Source organism: Comamonas testosteroni ATCC 11996 (genome assembly GCF_000241525.1).
GTDB lineage: Bacteria > Pseudomonadota > Gammaproteobacteria > Burkholderiales > Burkholderiaceae_C > Comamonas > Comamonas testosteroni.
The window spans coordinates 35,055-50,627 of sequence record NZ_AHIL01000035.1; the positions used below are offsets into that span (position 1 = coordinate 35,055).

Sequence of the window (15,573 nt, forward strand, 5' to 3'; positions counted from 1 at the left end):
GCTGACGCGGGCCTTTTTGCAACGCTGTGAGGCTCAGAACGCCTCTTCCTCCATCGCTGCGCAGGTCATGTCGCGCGCCTTGACCACCTGCAGCCAGGCGCCGATGCGCGGCAACTCGTAATGGAAGAAGTAGCGCTGCGCCGCCATGCTGCCGCGATGAGCTGCAATGGCAAGATCCTTGTCCATGGCCAGTACGGCCAGCGCGACATCCAGCCAGATCCAGGCCAGCACCAGGTGACCGAAGGCCTGCATATAGGGCACGGCATTGGCCAGTGCATCCTGCGGATTGCCCGTGGCCCAGGCCGCCTTGGTGGTTGATCCAACATCGGCCAGCGCACGCGCCAGCTGGTTGGCATAGGTGCCCAGCTTCTCATGCTGCATGGCTCGCTGGATGGTGACGTTGATGCGTGCCGCCAGCAGCTGCAGCCCCTTGCCGCCGTCCATGACCACCTTGCGGCCCAGCAGATCCATGGCCTGGATGCCATGCGTGCCCTCGTGAATCATGTTCAGGCGGTTGTCTCGCCAGTACTGCTCGACCGCGAAGTCGCGCGTATAGCCGTAGCCACCATGGATCTGGATGGCCAGCGAATTGGCTTCCAGGCAGAACTCGCTGGGCCAGCTCTTGGCCACCGGCGTCAGCACCTCCAGCAGCAGCCTGGCTTCTGCCGCCTCCTGGCTCTGGCCGGTGTACTGCTCGTCCACCAGTCTCGCGCACAGCAGGTTCAGGGCCAGCGCGCCTTCGCAATAGGCCTTCTGCGCCAGCAGCATGCGCTTGACGTCGGCATGCTCGATGATGCGCGACTGCGGCCGGCTCGCATCCTTGCCGCCCTCGCCTATGGGCCTGCCCTGTGGGCGGCTTTGCGCATATTCGAGACTTGCGTGATAGCCGGCCATGCCCAGCATGGAGGCCGCCATGCCGATGGAGATGCGCGCCTCGTTCATCATGTGGAACATGCACTTCAGGCCCTCGCCGGGCTTGCCGACCAGGTAGCCGATCGCACCCGCGCCGCGGCCGTCCAGACCGCCGCCATGCTGGCCGCGCACCGGGTATTTGCCTTCGCCAAAATTGAGCAAGGTATTGGTCGTTCCGCGCCAGCCCAGCTTGTGGTTGAGGCCTGCCAGGGCCACATCGTTGCGCTCGCCGGTCAGCCGCCCTTCGGCATCGACCAGCTTCTTGGGCACGATGAACAGCGAAATGCCCTTCACGCCGGCAATGGTCTTGCCATCGGCGCCGGGAATCTTGGCCAGCACCAGATGCACGATGTTCTCGGTCATTTCGTGGTCGCCCGAGCTGATCCACATCTTGTTGCCCTTGAGGCGATAGCGCGGCCCCAGAGCATCGCTCTCGTACTCGACGCCATCGGGCTCGGCGCGCGTGGCGATATCCGACAGCGAGGAGCCCGCCTGCGGCTCGGACAAGGCCATGGTGCCGGCCCAGCGGCCGTTGAACTCATTGGCGGCAAAGACTTTTTTCTGCCGCTCGGTGCCATGGGCCATGATGGCGTTGGCATTGCCCGAGGTCAGCATGTTCGAGCCAATGCTGATCGAGGCCGCTGCAAAAAAACAGTTGGCCGCCGCCTCCACCGTGTAGGGCAGCTGCATGCCGCCCATCTCGTAGTCCTGGGCCGCGCTGAGCATGCCCGATTCGGCATAGGCCTCGCGGGCTTCGTAGGTGCATTGGGGCAGGATGACTTTTTCGCCGTCGAACTGCGGCTCCTGCAAGTCCACCGTGCGGTTGAAGGGCGCGTATTTCTCGCGCGCGATGCGCTCGCAGGTATCCATCACCGCATCAAAGGTATCACGCGAATGATCGGCAAAGCGTGAGCGGCTGGTCAGGCCTTCGGCCTGCAGCCAGTCGTAGAGCAGAAAGTCAATGGTGGAACGCAGGCGCATAGATTACCCATCAAAACATGCTTCATCGCTTATGGATAAAGCGATAAGAGCTATCAATTTCATATATCCAGAGGAGAAAAAAGCCGCCTCCAGCCCCTACCCCAAGGTGGCCAGAAGGCGGCTTGGCCAAAGCCCCACTTACAGCACTTCAAACACGCCCGCCGCGCCCATGCCGCCGCCGATGCACATGGTCACGCAGACACGCTTGGCGCCGCGGCGCTTGCCTTCGATCAGTGCATGCCCCGTCAGGCGCTGACCCGAGACACCATAGGGGTGGCCCACGGCAATCGCGCCGCCGTTGACGTTGAGCCTGTCGGCCGGAATGCCCAGCTTGTCGCGGCAGTAGATGACCTGCACGGCAAAGGCTTCGTTGAGCTCCCACAGGTCGATATCGTTGATCGACAGACCCAGCTTCTTGAGCACCTTGGGAATGGCGTAGATGGGGCCGATGCCCATCTCGTCAGGCTCGCAGCCAGCCACAGCAAAGCCCAGGAAACGGCCCAGGGGCTTGAGGCCCTTGCGCGAAGCGTATTCCTCGCTGACCACGGCGCAGGCGCCGGCGCCGTCGGAGAACTGGCTCGCATTGCCGGCCGTGATCACCCCGCCGGGCAGCGCGCTGCGCAGACCGCTGATGCCTTCCTTGGTCGTGCCTTCGCGAATGCCCTCATCCTTGCTGACGGTCACCTCCTTGGTGATCAGGCCGCGCACCTTGTCGGCCACGCCCATGACGGTCTTCATGGGAGCAATTTCCGCTTCGAACAGGCCGGCCGCCTGTGCCGCAGCCGCTTTCTGCTGGCTGGAGGCGCCGTACTCATCCTGTGCGTCGCGACTGATGTTGTAGCGCTTGGCCACCTGTTCGGCAGTCTGCAGCATGCTCCAGTAGATCTCGGGCTTCATGGCCGTCAGCTCGGGATCGAAGGCCATGTGAGGGTTCAGATGGGGCTGCACGCAGGAGATGCTCTCCAGACCGCCCGCCACCAGCACATCGTTCTCGCCCGCGATGATGCGCTGGGCAGCCAGCGCAATCGCCTGCAGGCCCGAGGAGCAGAAGCGGTTGATGGTCAGACCTGATGTGGTGACCGGCAGACCTGCACGCATGGCAATCAGACGGGCGACGTTGCCGCCGGTCGTGCCTTCGGGCAGGGACATGCCCATGATCACGTCCTCGACCTCGGCACCCTCAATGCCGGCGCGCTCCACTGCGGCCTTGACGGCGTGGGCCCCCAGGGTGGGACCGTAAGTCATGTTGAAAGCGCCCTTCCAGCTCTTGGCCAGCGGAGTGCGCGCGGTAGAAACAATCACTGCGGATGTCATGTTCTGTCCTTTGATTCTGGGTGTTTCGTGGCAAATCGTCCGCGCCTAGCTGAACTGCTTGCCTTCGGCGGCCAGCTTGGCCAGCAGCGGTGCGGGCTGCCAGAACTTGGCATCGTCGTTGGGGTTCTGGGCAAAACGCCCCATGGCCTGAACCACGTTGAACAGGCCAACCTCGCCCGCATAGTGCATGGGGCCGCCGCGCCACAGCGGAAAGCCGTAGCCGGTCAGATACACCATGTCGATGTCGCCGGACTTGCTGGCAATGCCGTCCTCCAGAATGTGCGCGCCTTCGTTGACCAGCGCATAGACCAGGCGCTGCACGATTTCCTCGTCGGAGATCTTGCGCGGCGTGATACCCAGGCTCTTGCGGTGCTCGTCGATCATCTTCGCCACCACCTCCGAAGGGATGGCATCGCGCTTGCCAGGCACATAGTCATACCAGCCCGCACCGGTCTTCTGGCCAAAGCGGCCCAGCTCGCACAGACGGTCCGCACTGGCGCTGTACTTCATATCGGGTTTTTCGACATAACGGCGCTTGCGAATCGCCCAACCGATGTCGTTGCCCGCCAGATCGCCCATGCGGAACGGGCCCATGGCAAAGCCGAACTTCTCGATGGCCTTGTCCACCTGCTGTGGCGATGCACCTTCGTCCAGCAGGAAGCCGGCCTGGCGCGAGTACTGCTCGATCATGCGGTTGCCAATGAAGCCGTCGCAGACGCCGGAGACCACGGCCGTCTTCTTGATCTTCTTGCCCACCTTCATCACCGTGGCCAGCACATCCTTGGCCGTGGCCTTGCCGCGCACCACTTCCAGCAGCTTCATCACATTGGCGGGACTGAAGAAATGCATGCCCACCACGTCCTGTGGACGCTTGGTGAAGGCGGCGATCTTGTCCACATCCAGGGTCGAAGTGTTGGATGCCAGAATCGCGCCGGGCTTTGCCACTTCATCGAGCTGCTTGAAGACCTGCTCCTTCACGCCCAGCTCCTCGAACACGGCCTCGATGATGAGGTCGGCATTCTTCAGGTCGCCATAGTTGAGCGTGGTGGACAGCAGGCCCATGCGCTGCTCGTACTTCTGCTCGGAGAGCTTGCCCTTCTTGACCTGAGCCTCGTAGTTCTTGCGGATGGTCGCCACGCCGCGATCCAGGGCTTCCTGCTTGGTCTCCAGAATCGTGACGGGAATGCCCGCATTCAGGAAATTCATGGAAATGCCGCCGCCCATGGTGCCGGCGCCGATCACGCCCACGGTGCGGATCTCGCGCACCGGTGTATCACCGGGCACGTCTGGGATCTTGGAGGCGGCACGCTCGGCCATGAACAGATGGCGCAGCGAACGCGACTCGGGCGTCATCATCAGCTGCATGAAGGCTTCGCGCTCGGCCACCATGCCGTCATCGAACTTCTTGGTCGTGGCGTTTTTGACGGCTTCCAGGCAGCGCAGGGGCGCAGGGAAGTTCTTGGACATGCCCTGCACCATGGTGGCGGCAAACTCGAAATAGGCCTCGCCCTGGGGATGCTTGCAGGACAGGTCGCGCACACGCGGCAGCGGGCGGACATCGGCAACCTCCAGCGCCAAGGCCTTGGCCTCGGCCAGCAGCGTCTCGGCCGATGCAGACATCTTGTTGAACAGCTTCTGGCCGGGCAGCATGGCAAGCATTTCGCTCATCACAGTCTCGCCGCTGACGATCATGTTGAGAGCGGCTTCCACACCCAGTACACGCGGCAGGCGCTGGGTGCCGCCGGCGCCTGGCAGCAGGCCCAGCTTGACCTCTGGCAGTGCCACGGCCGTGCCAGGGGCGGCAATGCGGTAATGACAGCCCAGCGCCAGCTCCAGCCCGCCCCCCATGCAGACGCTGTGAATCGCAGCAATCACGGGCTTGGTCGACAGGTCCAACTGCTGGATGACCGAGATCAGATGCGGCTCGCGGTAGGCATCTTCCTTGCCGAACTCGGTGATATCGGCTCCGCCCGAGAAGGCCTTGCCAGCGCCGGTAATGACGATGGCCTTGACGGCATCATCCGCCAGAGCCTGGCGCAAACCTTCGACCACACCTCGTCTGGTGGCCAGACCCAGGCCGTTGACCGGCGGGTTGTTCAAGGTAATGACGGCGATGGCTCCGTCCACTTTGTATTCAGCAGTCATGCTGTTGTCCCCTGTTCAATAAATAGAAAAGAACGGTCGTGCGTTTTTATTTTCCGAATTTTGCTGCGTTGCGCAACTGATGCTTGTCCTGAGCGAGACAGCTCACACAATGAGCACACCTCATGTCAAAGACATCAAGCAAGGGCCTGGGCGGCCCCACCGCCCCGCAGCAAGGATGTCGTCCCCCTCCCGCAAAGCGAGAGAGGGGGAAGCGGCAAAGCCGCTCAAGGGGTGTGTCAGCTCACACCTCCAGCCACTCCTTGCGAACCTTTTCGTTCGCTCTGAGGGTCTCAGGAGTGCCGTCAAACACGATATGTCCATGGCCCATGACCAGGGCCCGATCCGAGATATTCATGGCGATGGTGAGCTTTTGCTCGATCAGCAGCACGGACACGCCGCGATCCTTGATCTTCTTGAGGTATTCGCCCACCAGCTCCACGATCTTGGGTGCCAGCCCTTCCGTGGGTTCGTCGATGATGATGAGATCCGGGTCGCCCATCAGCGTGCGACAGAGTGTGAGCATCTGCTGCTCGCCGCCCGACATCACGCCGGCCTCGGTGTGCTGACGCTCCTTGAGGCGGGGAAACATGGCATACATATCGTCAAAACCCCAGCGACTGCCTTTGCCCTTGCCTTTCTGCCCCAGCATCAGGTTCTGATGTACGGTCAGATTGGGGAACACATCGCGGCTCTCCGGCACATAGCCAATACCCAGATGGGCCACCTCATAGGCTTTCTTGCCATGCAGGTTCTTGCCTTTCCAGTCCAGCGCCCCCTCCCAGTGCACCAGTCCCATGATGGCCTTGGCTGTGGTGGAGCGGCCCGAGCCGTTACGCCCCAGCAAGGCCACGATCTCGCCGGCATGGACCTCGAAGTCCACGCCATGCAGCACATGGCTTTTGCCGTAGTAGGCATGCAAATCGTTGATCTTCAGCATCTCAATGCGCTCCTGCCTGTTGGTCTGCGACGGAAGATCCCAGATATGCTTCTTGCACTCTGGCGTTGGCACGCACGGCTTCGGGCGTGTCATAGGCAATGACCTCGCCGTAGACCACCACGGCAATCTTGTCCGCCAGCCCGAAGACCACGCCCATGTCGTGCTCCACGGTCAGCAGCGTCTTGCCTTCGGTAACCTTCTTGATCAGCTGGATGAAATGCGCGGTTTCGCTGTTGCTCATGCCGGCCGTGGGCTCGTCCAGCAAGATGACGCTGGCACCGCCGCCGATGGTGATGCCGATCTCCAGCGCTCGCTGCTCGGCATAGGTCAGGTTCACCGCCAGCGTGTCGCGCTTGCGGTGCAGTCCGATCATCTCCATCAGCTCGTTGGCGCGTTCGTTGGCGTCATGCAGATTGGAGAGAAAGCGCCAGAAGCTATAGCGATAGCCCAGGCTCCAGAGCACGCTGCAGCGCAGGTTTTCAAACACCGAAAGCTTGGGAAAGATGTTCGTGATCTGGAAGCTGCGCGACAGCCCCATGCGGTTGATCTCGAACGGCTTTTTGCCGTTGATGCGCTGGCCGTGCAGCAACACCTCGCCGCTGCTGGGCTCGAAGCGACCGCTGATCAGATTGAACAGCGTGCTCTTGCCGGCACCGTTGGGGCCGATGATGGCGATACGTTCGCCGGCATTGACCGCCAGGTTGGCGCCGCGAATGATCTCGGTCTTGCCGAAGCTCTTGCGCAGATCGCGCAGCTCCAGTGCATGGCCTGACTGCTGCACCGCTTGCGCAGCCGGTTGATGGATGGCGATGCTGGACATGGTTCAGCCCTCCCCTTTCTTGATGCTTTCTTCAATCGCTTCCTGTATGCGACCCCAGCGACGGGCCGTCAGTCGGCGCACGCCCTCCAGCAGGCCCAGGCCCACCACGAGCACCACAATCGCCACGGTCCAGGTGGCAGCAGCACCGGTGTCCAGCTCAGCTCCCATGAATGGCACCTTGGGGCCCAGAGCCGCATTGAGCTGCATGTGATAGATCATCTCGATCAGCGACGCGGCACCGACCACGGTCACGATGCCGGCCGCCAGAATGCCCAGATAGGGCATGAGCAGGCGCTTGAAATGGCCGAACTTGGCTACGCGCAGATTCATCATGATCAGGCTGGCCACCCCACCGGGGGCATACATGACCATGAGCAGGAACACCAGGCCCAGGTACAGCAGCCAGGCCTTGGTCAGCTCGGACAGCAGCACCGATGCCAGCACCAGCAGCACGGCACCGATGATGGGGCCGAAGAAGAAAGTGGCGCCGCCGAGGAAGGTGAACAGCAGATAGCCGCCCGAGCGCACCACGCTGACGCTGTCCATGGCCGTGATGATCTCGAAGTTGATGGCCGTCAAGCCGCCACCGATGCCCGCAAAAAAGCCCGCGATGATGAAGGCGAAGTAGCGCACGCGCTGGGTGTTGTAGCCCACGAATTCCACGCGCTCCGGGTTGTCGCGCACGGCGTTCAGCATGCGCCCCAGCGGCGTGCCGGTGAAGGCAAACATGGCAGCAGTGCAGACAAAGCAATACACGGCAATCAGGTAGTACACCTGCAGGCCCGAGCCGAAATCCAGCCCGAAGAACTTGCTGTAGACCCGGTCCGTGGTGATGCCGCCCTCGCCTCCGAAGAACTCGGGAAACATCAGCGCCATGGACGCCACCAGCTCTCCCAGTCCCATGGTGATCATGGCAAAGGTGGTACCCGATTTCTTGGTCGTCACATAGCCGAAGAGCGCCGCGAAGAACATGCCCGCCAGGCCGCCTACGATGGGAATCAGCACCAGCGGAATGGCCATCTCGCCAGCAGCGGCCTTGTTCATGGCATGAATGGCCAGGAACGATCCGAGGCCGGTGTAGACCGCATGCCCGAAGCTCAGCATGCCGCCCTGCCCCAGCAGGATGTTGTAGGACAGGCAGATGATGATCAGATAGCCGATCTGGCTGAGCATGGTCAGCGCCAGCGAGCTGGTGAAGATCAGCGGTGCCACGATCAGCGCCAGCGCAAACAGGCCCCAGATCAGAATTCGCCCTATGTTCAAGGGCTTGAAGCGGTAATGCGCCTGAGCCCGAGCTTTGTCGGCAGCAGAAGAATTCATGGATGTTTTTGCAATCGAAGACATGGCTCAATCCCCTCTGGTACCCAGCAAGCCCTTGGGGCGGAAGATCAGAATCAGCACCAGGAACAGGTAAGGCAGGATGGGCGCAACCTGCGACAGCGTCAGCCGCAGCACGGGCCAGCCGAAGGTGGATTCATTGACCTGATGCCCCATGGAGGCGAACAGGCCGGCCAGCGACCAGTCCAGCGCCACGGCAAAGGTCTGCACCACGCCGATCAGCAGCGAAGCCACGAAAGCCCCCGCCAGCGAGCCCATGCCGCCCACCACCACCACCACGAAAATGATGGAGCCCACGGAGGCCGCCATGGCGGGCTCGGTCACATAGGTGTTGCCGCCAATCACGCCGGCCAGACCGGCCAGCGCGCAGCCGCCGCCAAACACCAGCATGAACACGCGCGGCACGTTGTGGCCCAGCGCCTCCACCATTTCCGGGTTCTTGAGCGCGGCCTGAATCACCAGGCCGATGCGCGTGCGCGTCAGCAGCAGCCAGACGGCCACCAGCATCAGCAGCGCCACCAGCATCACAAAGGAACGCGACTTGGGGAATTGTGTGCCATACAAGGTAAACAGCGGCCCCTGCAGCGCCGATGGCAGCGCATAAGGCACTGTGCCGCGCCCCCAGACGAGCTGCACCACTTCCAGAATCAGATAGGACAGGCCAAAAGTCACCAGCAGCTCAGGCACATGGCCGTATTTGTGCACACGGCGCAGGCTGTAGCGCTCGAACAGCGCTCCCAGCACGCCCACCAGCACCGGGCTGAAAAAGAGCGCGGGCCAGAACCCGATGATGCCGCTGAGCGTGTACGCGAAATACGCGCCCAGCATGTAGAAGCTGGTGTGGGCGAAATTCAGCACGCCCATCATGCTGAAGATCAGCGTCAGGCCTGAGCTGAGCATGAAAAGCAACAGCCCGTAGCTCACTCCGTTGAGCATCGATATGGTGAAAAATTCAGGCGTCATCGACTTGCCTTGTTCTCATTAGCAAAAAGACCGCTGCAGCACTGCACCTGTTATGCGCTCTTGTGGGTGCGGATGCTGCAGCACGAGGGAGAGTGAGAATATGCGAGCCTGACTCAGGACGGACGCTTCATCTGGCAGCTGGTGGGCGTGCTGGCCACATAGGGCTCGTAGTACTTCACGGGGGCGAAGGTGTAGCCGGTGTTTTCCGCGTCATAGGGGAACTTGCCGCCGGCCTTCTGCCACTTCGAGATGTACAGGCCCTGCTGCAGCTGGTGGTCACTCTTGCGCATCTCGACATCGCCGTTGAAGCTTTTGAGCTTCATGCCCTCAAGCACCGCCGCAACCTTGACCGGGTCGGTGGATCCCGTCTTGACAAAGGCCGCATCCAGCAAGGCGAACACATGGTAGATCGAGCTTTGCGTCAGGTCATCATTGAACTTCTTCTTGAAGCTGTCCATGCTGGCCTGAATCGGCGCGCCCATGTTGTAGTGCCCGTAGGTCACGGTATAGACCTTGCCGTCGGAGGCCGCGCCCATGGCTGTGGGAGCGCCGGCGCCAAACGCGTAATAGGTATAGAACTTGACGTTGTTCAGGCCCGCGTCGTTGGCAGCCTTGAGCAGCAGCGACAGATCCGCGCCCCAGTTGCCGGTGATCACGGTATCGGCTCCCGACTGCTTGATCTTGGCCACATAGGGCGCGAAGTCGCGCACCTGGGCCAGCGGAGAAAAGTCATCGCCCACGATCTGCACATCGGGACGCTTTCTCTTGAGCAGGTCCTTGGCGAACTTGGACACCTGCTGACCATGCCCGTAGTTCTGGTTGATCAGATAGACCTTCTTGACCTCGGCATCGTCCTTCATGAAGGTGGTCAGCGCCTCCATCTTCATGGAGGTATCGGCATCAAGGCGGAAATGCCAGTAGCTGCACTTGCTGTTGGTCAGGTCGGGATCCACGGCCGCGTAGTTGAGATAGAGCAGCTCCTTGCCCTTGTTGCGCGCATTGTGCTTTTCCAGCGCATCCATGATCGCCAGCGCCGGGCCCGAGCCATTGCCCTGCGTCACATAGCGCACGCCCTGATCCATGGCCGAGCGCAGCGCGGCCGTGGTCTCCTGCGGGCTGAGCTTGTTGTCCAGCGCCACGATCTCGAACTTCACGCCCGAGGCATTTTTCTTGTTGAACTCTTCCGCCAGCAGTTGAAAGGTCTTGAGCTGATTCGTTCCAACGGCAGCCATCAGACCCGACAAGGGATCAATCCAGGCGACCTTGACGGTTTCGCCCTTCTGAGCCCAGGCTCCACCTGCACTCACTGCCATGGCCGAGACGGCCACTGCTCGCATAACCCATTTCATACTTGTCTCCTTTCACCATTTTTGCTAGCGACTGACGCCAATCTACCGGCCGGTAGACTTTTTCCCGCTGGGGAAAGCCTTAGGAACTATCACGCATGCGACTTGCCGGGCCGATTCGCGGCAGTTGGCGACACTTGCGCGACAGCTGCTCGCACTTGCAGACGAATGAAACCCGGGAATAAAAAAGGACGCCACCAGGGCGCCCCGAAATCCGCTTCTCTCGCATCGCCTCAGGAGGGACGCTTCATCTGGCAGCTGGTGGGAGTGCTTGCCACATAGGGCTCGAAGTACTTCACGGGTGCAAAGGTATAGCCCGTGTTCTCGGAGTCCATGGGGTATTTGCCGCCGGCCTTCTCCCATCGCGCGATGTACAGGCCCTGCTGCAGCTGGTGATCGCTCTTGCGCATCTCGACCTCGCCGTTGTAGTTCTGGAACTTCATGCCCTCCATGGTCGCGGCGACCTTGACCGGGTCGGTGGTCTTGGCTTTTGCAAAAGCCTGGTCGAGCATGTTCAGGCCCGTGTACACGGTGCCGGTGTACATATCCTCGTTGACCTTGGCCTTGAAGCCCTTGACGATCTTGTCCATAGCGCCGGGCATGTTGAGGTGGCCGTAGCCCACCATATAGACCTTGCCTGCCGCCGCCGCACCCATGGCCGTGGGAGCACCCGTGGCAATGGCGTAATAGGTGTAGAACTTGACGTTGTTCAGGCCTGCATCATTGGCGGCCTTGATGAGCAGCGCCAGATCCGAGCCCCAGTTGCCCGTGATCACCGTGTCTGCGCCCGACTGCTTGATCTTGGCCACATAGGGCGCGAAGTCGCGCACCTGGGCCAGCGGCGAGAAATCATCACCCACGACTTCCACATCGGGGCGCTTGCGCTTGAGCATCTCCTTGGCGTACTTGGACACCTGCTGGCCATGCGAGTAGTTCTGGTTGATCAGATAGACCTTCTTGATCTCAGGCACGTCCTTCATATATGTGGTCAAGGCCTCCATCTTCATGGAAGTATCGGCATCGAGGCGGAAATGCCAGTAGCTGCACTTGCTGTTGGTCAGGTCAGGGTCCACGGCCGCATAGTTGAGGAACACGACCTCCTTGCCCTTGTTGCGCGCATTGTGCTTTTCCAGTGCATCCATGATGGCCAGCGCCGGGCCCGAGCCATTGCCCTGGAACACATAGCGCACGCCCTGGTCCATGGCCGAGCGCAACGCGGCCGTGGTCTCCTGCGGGCTGAGCTTGTTGTCGATGCCGATGATCTCGAACTTCACCCCCGAAGCATTGCCCTTGTTGAGTTCCTCTGCCACATACTGCAGGCTTTTGAGCTGGTTGGATCCCAGCGCTGCCATCAGGCCCGAGAGCGGGTCAATCCAGGCGACCTTGACGGTCTCACCCTTCTGGGCCATCGCACTCCCCGCGCACGCCAGGATCACCGATGCTGTCAAAGCCTTGATTGCAAACTTCATAGAGCGTCTCCGTTGGTGTTTATGAGCGACGCCCAGACTAAAGGGCAAGCCAGCGCCTGCGGCTTGGGGGTTGCCCTAGCGCATATCACATTGGTGACTGCAGGGTTTACCTCAGGCCACAACTTCAAAAACCATAGCTGGTGTCTCCCACACATAAAGGGCCAGAGGCACTTCTGACTTCGACAGTCTAGAGCGGTAACAGGCTTTCCGTCAGCGGCAAGCCGCTGGAGCTGCTCAGCACCTGAGGCTCGGGCAACTCCCTGCCATCCAGAAGCGGACCTATCTCGCGCATCAGCTGGTCAAAGCTCAGCCTGCCGGCCTTGACCCTTGCCAGCAGCTCGACCACTCCGGGCAACTGATCAAAGCGTGCACCCGCAATCAGCGCCAGGCACAGATAGTTGAGCAGGTCACGTGTGCCCGATAGCCCCTGGCGGTGTGCAAACACCAGTTGCTGACGCACAAACCAGTGCATGGCCAGTGGTGGCAATCTGTCGCGCAGATGGGTCTGATTCAGATTGAGGTAGTAGATCAGCAGATCGGGCACATTGCCCTTTACCAGCGCATCGACCTGAGCGGTGCCGAGCTGCAGCGGCAGGGGCGCCGCAGGCCCGGCAAAATCAGCCACTGCATATTCATGCAACCGGCCTGATCGACTCCAGCACCACCAGCGTGCGACCGGCCCCAGCAAGGCCCGGCACTGCGCGGGCTGCAGCACGGGATCGATGCCGGATTGCGTGTCCGGATCGCTCTGCCCCAGCAAGGCCGCCAGCACGGCCGGATCCCAGAAGGCAAGATAGCTGCCGTCGCCGTCAGGCAGTCTTGGATCCATGGCCAGGCGCAGATGAGCCAGCAGCGCCGGCATCTCGCACTCGCTTGCCAGCAGGCTGGCGCAGGGACTGGCCTGCACCACATCGAGCACGGCATCGAGAAGATCCTGCTGCGGCATTTTCAAGGCCTGAGCACTGCTGCCAAGGTGCACCAGCCAGGGGCTGAGCTTGCCCTCCTTGCTCGCGCGCGTGAAGGCAAACAAGGCCTCGGCACCGCTTTGCGGCACCTGCGCCAACAAGTCACGGTTCTGTGCCGCATCCAGCAACAGATACAGCTGCAAGGGCTTGCCCGCTGGCTTGCTGGTCGAATTGAGCTGCGACCAGCGCAGAGGCCAGCTCTTGCGTGCAGGTCTTGCTTGCGGCCAGAGCGGCCCGGCGCTCATGGCAACTCCTTGTTCACAAAGGCCGAGCGCTGCTGCGCCCGACGTGCCAGGCACTCCAGACACACATTGCGCGGTGCAGCCTGGGCGACAGCCTCTGGCCCACAGGCTGCTGCAGGAAGACTCCATGCTCCCAGCCCGCCTAGCAAGGCGGCTGCGAGAAGCTGGCGTCGCGGCAAGTCGTGGGCGGGACCGCCATCCGATAGCGAGGGTGGCGAGCAATCGCAAAAACCAGGAGCTGAAGGCATGGATGTCAACCAATGGCGCCAGAAAAGGCACAGGCAAAAAAAGCCATCATCTCACGATGATGGCTTGGCTCCAGCCGGGCCGGGGGGCGATCAGGCTGCCGAGGGCAGCTTGTAGTCCTTGAGTTCCTCGCGCAGACGGGTCTTGAGCATCTTGCCCGTGGCGCCGATCGGAATAGCCTCCACAAACACCACATCATCAGGAATCTGCCACTTGGCCGTCTTGCCCTCGTAGAACTTCAACAGCTCCTCACGCGTGATTTCCGCGCCTGGCTTCTTGACCACGGCCACGATGGGGCGCTCGTCCCACTTGGGATGCGGCATGCCTATGCAGGCAGCCATGGCCACGGCCGGGTTGGCCATGGCGATGTTTTCAATATCGATGGAGCTGATCCATTCGCCGCCGGACTTGATCACATCCTTGCTGCGGTCGGTGATCTGCATATAGCCGTCGGGGTCTATCGTCGCCACATCCCCCGTCGGGAACCAACCGTGGCCGTCAGCACCACGTACCAGGGGGTTGCCGCTGCCTTTGTAGTAGCTGTCGATGATCCAGGGGCCGCGCACCAGCAGGTCGCCATAGCTCTTGCCATCCCAGGGCTGCTCGTCGCCGGCGTCGTTGACGATCTTCATCTCCACACCATAGATCGCGCGCCCCTGCTTCTGCCGGATCTTCATCTGCTCTTCCCTGGGCAGTTCCAGATGCTTGTTCTTGAGCGTGCACAGCGTGCCCAGCGGACTCATCTCCGTCATGCCCCAGGCGTGCAGCACCTCCACACCGTAGTCGTCCTGGAAGGCCGTGATCATGGCCGGCGGGCAGGCGGAGCCGCCGATCACCGTGCGATTGAGCTTGGAAAAACGCAGGCCACCCGGCTTCATATAGCCGAGCAGCATCTGCCAGACGGTGGGCACGCCAGCTGCAAAGGTCACGCCTTCCGACTCGATGAGTTCGTAGACCGACTTGCCGTCGAGCGCCGGGCCCGGGAAGACCATCTTGCAGCCCGTGAGCGCCGCCGAATAGGGCAAGCCCCAGGCATTGACGTGGAACATGGGGACCACGGGCAGCACCGAATCACGGGCCGACAGGCACATCACATCGGGCAGCGCTGCGGCATAGGCGTGCAGCGTGCTGGAGCGGTGGCTGTAGAGCACGGCCTTGGGGTTACCCGTAGTGCCGCTGGTGTAGCACATGCTGGATGCAGTGTTCTCGTCAAACTGCGGCCAGCGGTATTGATCGGACTGACCCGCAATCCAGCTCTCGTAGCTGACCAGGCCTGGAATGCCGCTGTCTGCCGGCAGCCGGTCTGCATCGCACAGCACCACCCATTGCTGCACCTGCGGGCATTTGGCATGCACGGCCTGAATGATGGGTAAAAAGGTCAGGTCAAAGCACAGCACCTTGTCTTCGGCGTGGTTGACAATCCAGGCGACCTGCTCGGGGTGCAGGCGCGGGTTGACGGTGTGCAGCACCCTGCCCGAGCCGCTGACGCCAAAATACATCTCCATGTGGCGATAGCCATTCCAGGCCAGGCTGGCCACTCTGTCGCCCTGGGCCAGGCCCATGGCATCGAGCTTGTTGGCAAGCTGACGCGAGCGCGCCGCCAGATCCTTGTAGGTGTAGCGGTGGATATCCCCCTCGACACGGCGGGAGACTATCTCTCCATCGGCATGGTTGCGTGCGGCAAACTCGATCAGGGAAGAAATCAACAGCGGCTGGCTTTGCATCAGACCCAACATTGGCAGTCTCCTGGATATCGTTGTGAAGATCGGGAAGCATCCTAGCGCGGGCTTCCAGGCCGTCATCTGAGGACTGTCACCAATGCGTAACCTTGGCGACCTTTGTCTGCATCCTCCCTCTGAACGATGTGCGCGCACTCAGGGAAAAACCTAGGCCGC

Annotated in this window: 12 protein-coding genes; all 12 read right to left on the bottom strand. The window is 61.6% G+C overall.

All coding sequences use genetic code 11. From position 1 onward, the window contains the following. Nucleotides 1-33: 33 nt before the first annotated feature. Nucleotides 34-1,893 carry an acyl-CoA dehydrogenase gene (locus tag CTATCC11996_RS15415; RefSeq protein WP_003077833.1) on the bottom strand — a complete coding sequence of 620 codons (1,860 nt, stop codon included), beginning with the start codon at nt 1,891-1,893 and terminating at the stop codon, nt 34-36. Between the two features lie 138 nt (nt 1,894-2,031). After that, nucleotides 2,032-3,207 carry an acetyl-CoA C-acyltransferase gene (locus CTATCC11996_RS15420; protein ID WP_003069486.1) on the bottom strand — a complete coding sequence of 392 codons (1,176 nt, stop codon included), beginning with the start codon at nt 3,205-3,207 and terminating at the stop codon, nt 2,032-2,034. Between the two features lie 45 nt (nt 3,208-3,252). Continuing rightward, the gene (locus tag CTATCC11996_RS15425) at nt 3,253-5,352 is read right to left on the bottom strand and encodes a 3-hydroxyacyl-CoA dehydrogenase NAD-binding domain-containing protein (RefSeq protein WP_003077835.1); all 2,100 of its coding nucleotides are present in this window, start codon (nt 5,350-5,352) and stop codon (nt 3,253-3,255) included. A 241-nt stretch (nt 5,353-5,593) separates the two neighbouring features. Next, on the bottom strand, nt 5,594-6,289 hold the full coding sequence (locus CTATCC11996_RS15430; protein ID WP_003069489.1) for an ABC transporter ATP-binding protein: 696 nt from the start codon (nt 6,287-6,289) through the stop codon (nt 5,594-5,596). 1 nt (nt 6,290) lies between these two features. Continuing rightward, nucleotides 6,291-7,109 (bottom strand): ABC transporter ATP-binding protein, encoded by an 819-nt coding sequence (locus tag CTATCC11996_RS15435; RefSeq protein WP_003077838.1) that lies wholly within the window; start codon nt 7,107-7,109, stop codon nt 6,291-6,293. 3 nt (nt 7,110-7,112) lie between these two features. Continuing rightward, nucleotides 7,113-8,453 carry a branched-chain amino acid ABC transporter permease gene (locus CTATCC11996_RS15440; RefSeq protein ID WP_034349323.1) on the bottom strand — a complete coding sequence of 447 codons (1,341 nt, stop codon included), beginning with the start codon at nt 8,451-8,453 and terminating at the stop codon, nt 7,113-7,115. A 3-nt stretch (nt 8,454-8,456) separates the two neighbouring features. Then, entirely contained in the window at nt 8,457-9,410 is a 954-nt protein-coding gene (locus CTATCC11996_RS15445; protein ID WP_003069495.1) for a branched-chain amino acid ABC transporter permease, read from the bottom strand. A gap of 113 nt (nt 9,411-9,523) precedes the next feature. Beyond that, on the bottom strand, nt 9,524-10,759 hold the full coding sequence (locus tag CTATCC11996_RS15450) for a branched-chain amino acid ABC transporter substrate-binding protein (RefSeq protein WP_034349325.1): 1,236 nt from the start codon (nt 10,757-10,759) through the stop codon (nt 9,524-9,526). Nucleotides 10,760-10,989: 230 nt separating this feature from the next. Beyond that, nucleotides 10,990-12,225 carry a branched-chain amino acid ABC transporter substrate-binding protein gene (locus CTATCC11996_RS15455; protein WP_003053735.1) on the bottom strand — a complete coding sequence of 412 codons (1,236 nt, stop codon included), beginning with the start codon at nt 12,223-12,225 and terminating at the stop codon, nt 10,990-10,992. Nucleotides 12,226-12,412: 187 nt separating this feature from the next. Next, complete coding sequence (locus tag CTATCC11996_RS15460; RefSeq protein ID WP_003077845.1) at nt 12,413-13,435, bottom strand: DUF4123 domain-containing protein; 1,023 nt, start codon at nt 13,433-13,435, stop codon at nt 12,413-12,415. After that, a complete protein-coding gene (locus CTATCC11996_RS26330; protein ID WP_238532419.1) occupies nt 13,432-13,680 on the bottom strand; it encodes a hypothetical protein in 249 nt (82 codons plus the stop codon). Before CTATCC11996_RS26330 ends, CTATCC11996_RS15460 begins: the two co-directional genes overlap by 4 nt. A 90-nt stretch (nt 13,681-13,770) precedes the next feature. Continuing rightward, the gene (locus CTATCC11996_RS15465) at nt 13,771-15,414 is read right to left on the bottom strand and encodes a 3-(methylthio)propionyl-CoA ligase (protein WP_003077848.1); all 1,644 of its coding nucleotides are present in this window, start codon (nt 15,412-15,414) and stop codon (nt 13,771-13,773) included. Nucleotides 15,415-15,573 lie beyond the last annotated feature (159 nt).

Excerpts from the sequence above, each read along its gene's own strand:
- CTATCC11996_RS15415 (WP_003077833.1), bottom strand. The coding sequence starts at position 1,893 with ATGCGCCTGCGTTCCACCATTGACTTTCTGCTCTACGACTGGCTGCAG.
- CTATCC11996_RS15420 (WP_003069486.1), bottom strand. The coding sequence starts at position 3,207 with ATGACATCCGCAGTGATTGTTTCTACCGCGCGCACTCCGCTGGCCAAG.
- CTATCC11996_RS15425 (WP_003077835.1), bottom strand. The coding sequence starts at position 5,352 with ATGACTGCTGAATACAAAGTGGACGGAGCCATCGCCGTCATTACCTTG.
- CTATCC11996_RS15430 (WP_003069489.1), bottom strand. The coding sequence starts at position 6,289 with ATGCTGAAGATCAACGATTTGCATGCCTACTACGGCAAAAGCCATGTG.
- CTATCC11996_RS15435 (WP_003077838.1), bottom strand. The coding sequence starts at position 7,109 with ATGTCCAGCATCGCCATCCATCAACCGGCTGCGCAAGCGGTGCAGCAG.
- CTATCC11996_RS15440 (WP_034349323.1), bottom strand. The coding sequence starts at position 8,453 with ATGTCTTCGATTGCAAAAACATCCATGAATTCTTCTGCTGCCGACAAA.
- CTATCC11996_RS15445 (WP_003069495.1), bottom strand. The coding sequence starts at position 9,410 with ATGACGCCTGAATTTTTCACCATATCGATGCTCAACGGAGTGAGCTAC.
- CTATCC11996_RS15450 (WP_034349325.1), bottom strand. The coding sequence starts at position 10,759 with ATGAAATGGGTTATGCGAGCAGTGGCCGTCTCGGCCATGGCAGTGAGT.
- CTATCC11996_RS15455 (WP_003053735.1), bottom strand. The coding sequence starts at position 12,225 with ATGAAGTTTGCAATCAAGGCTTTGACAGCATCGGTGATCCTGGCGTGC.
- CTATCC11996_RS15460 (WP_003077845.1), bottom strand. The coding sequence starts at position 13,435 with ATGAGCGCCGGGCCGCTCTGGCCGCAAGCAAGACCTGCACGCAAGAGC.
- CTATCC11996_RS26330 (WP_238532419.1), bottom strand. The coding sequence starts at position 13,680 with ATGCCTTCAGCTCCTGGTTTTTGCGATTGCTCGCCACCCTCGCTATCG.
- CTATCC11996_RS15465 (WP_003077848.1), bottom strand. The coding sequence starts at position 15,414 with ATGTTGGGTCTGATGCAAAGCCAGCCGCTGTTGATTTCTTCCCTGATC.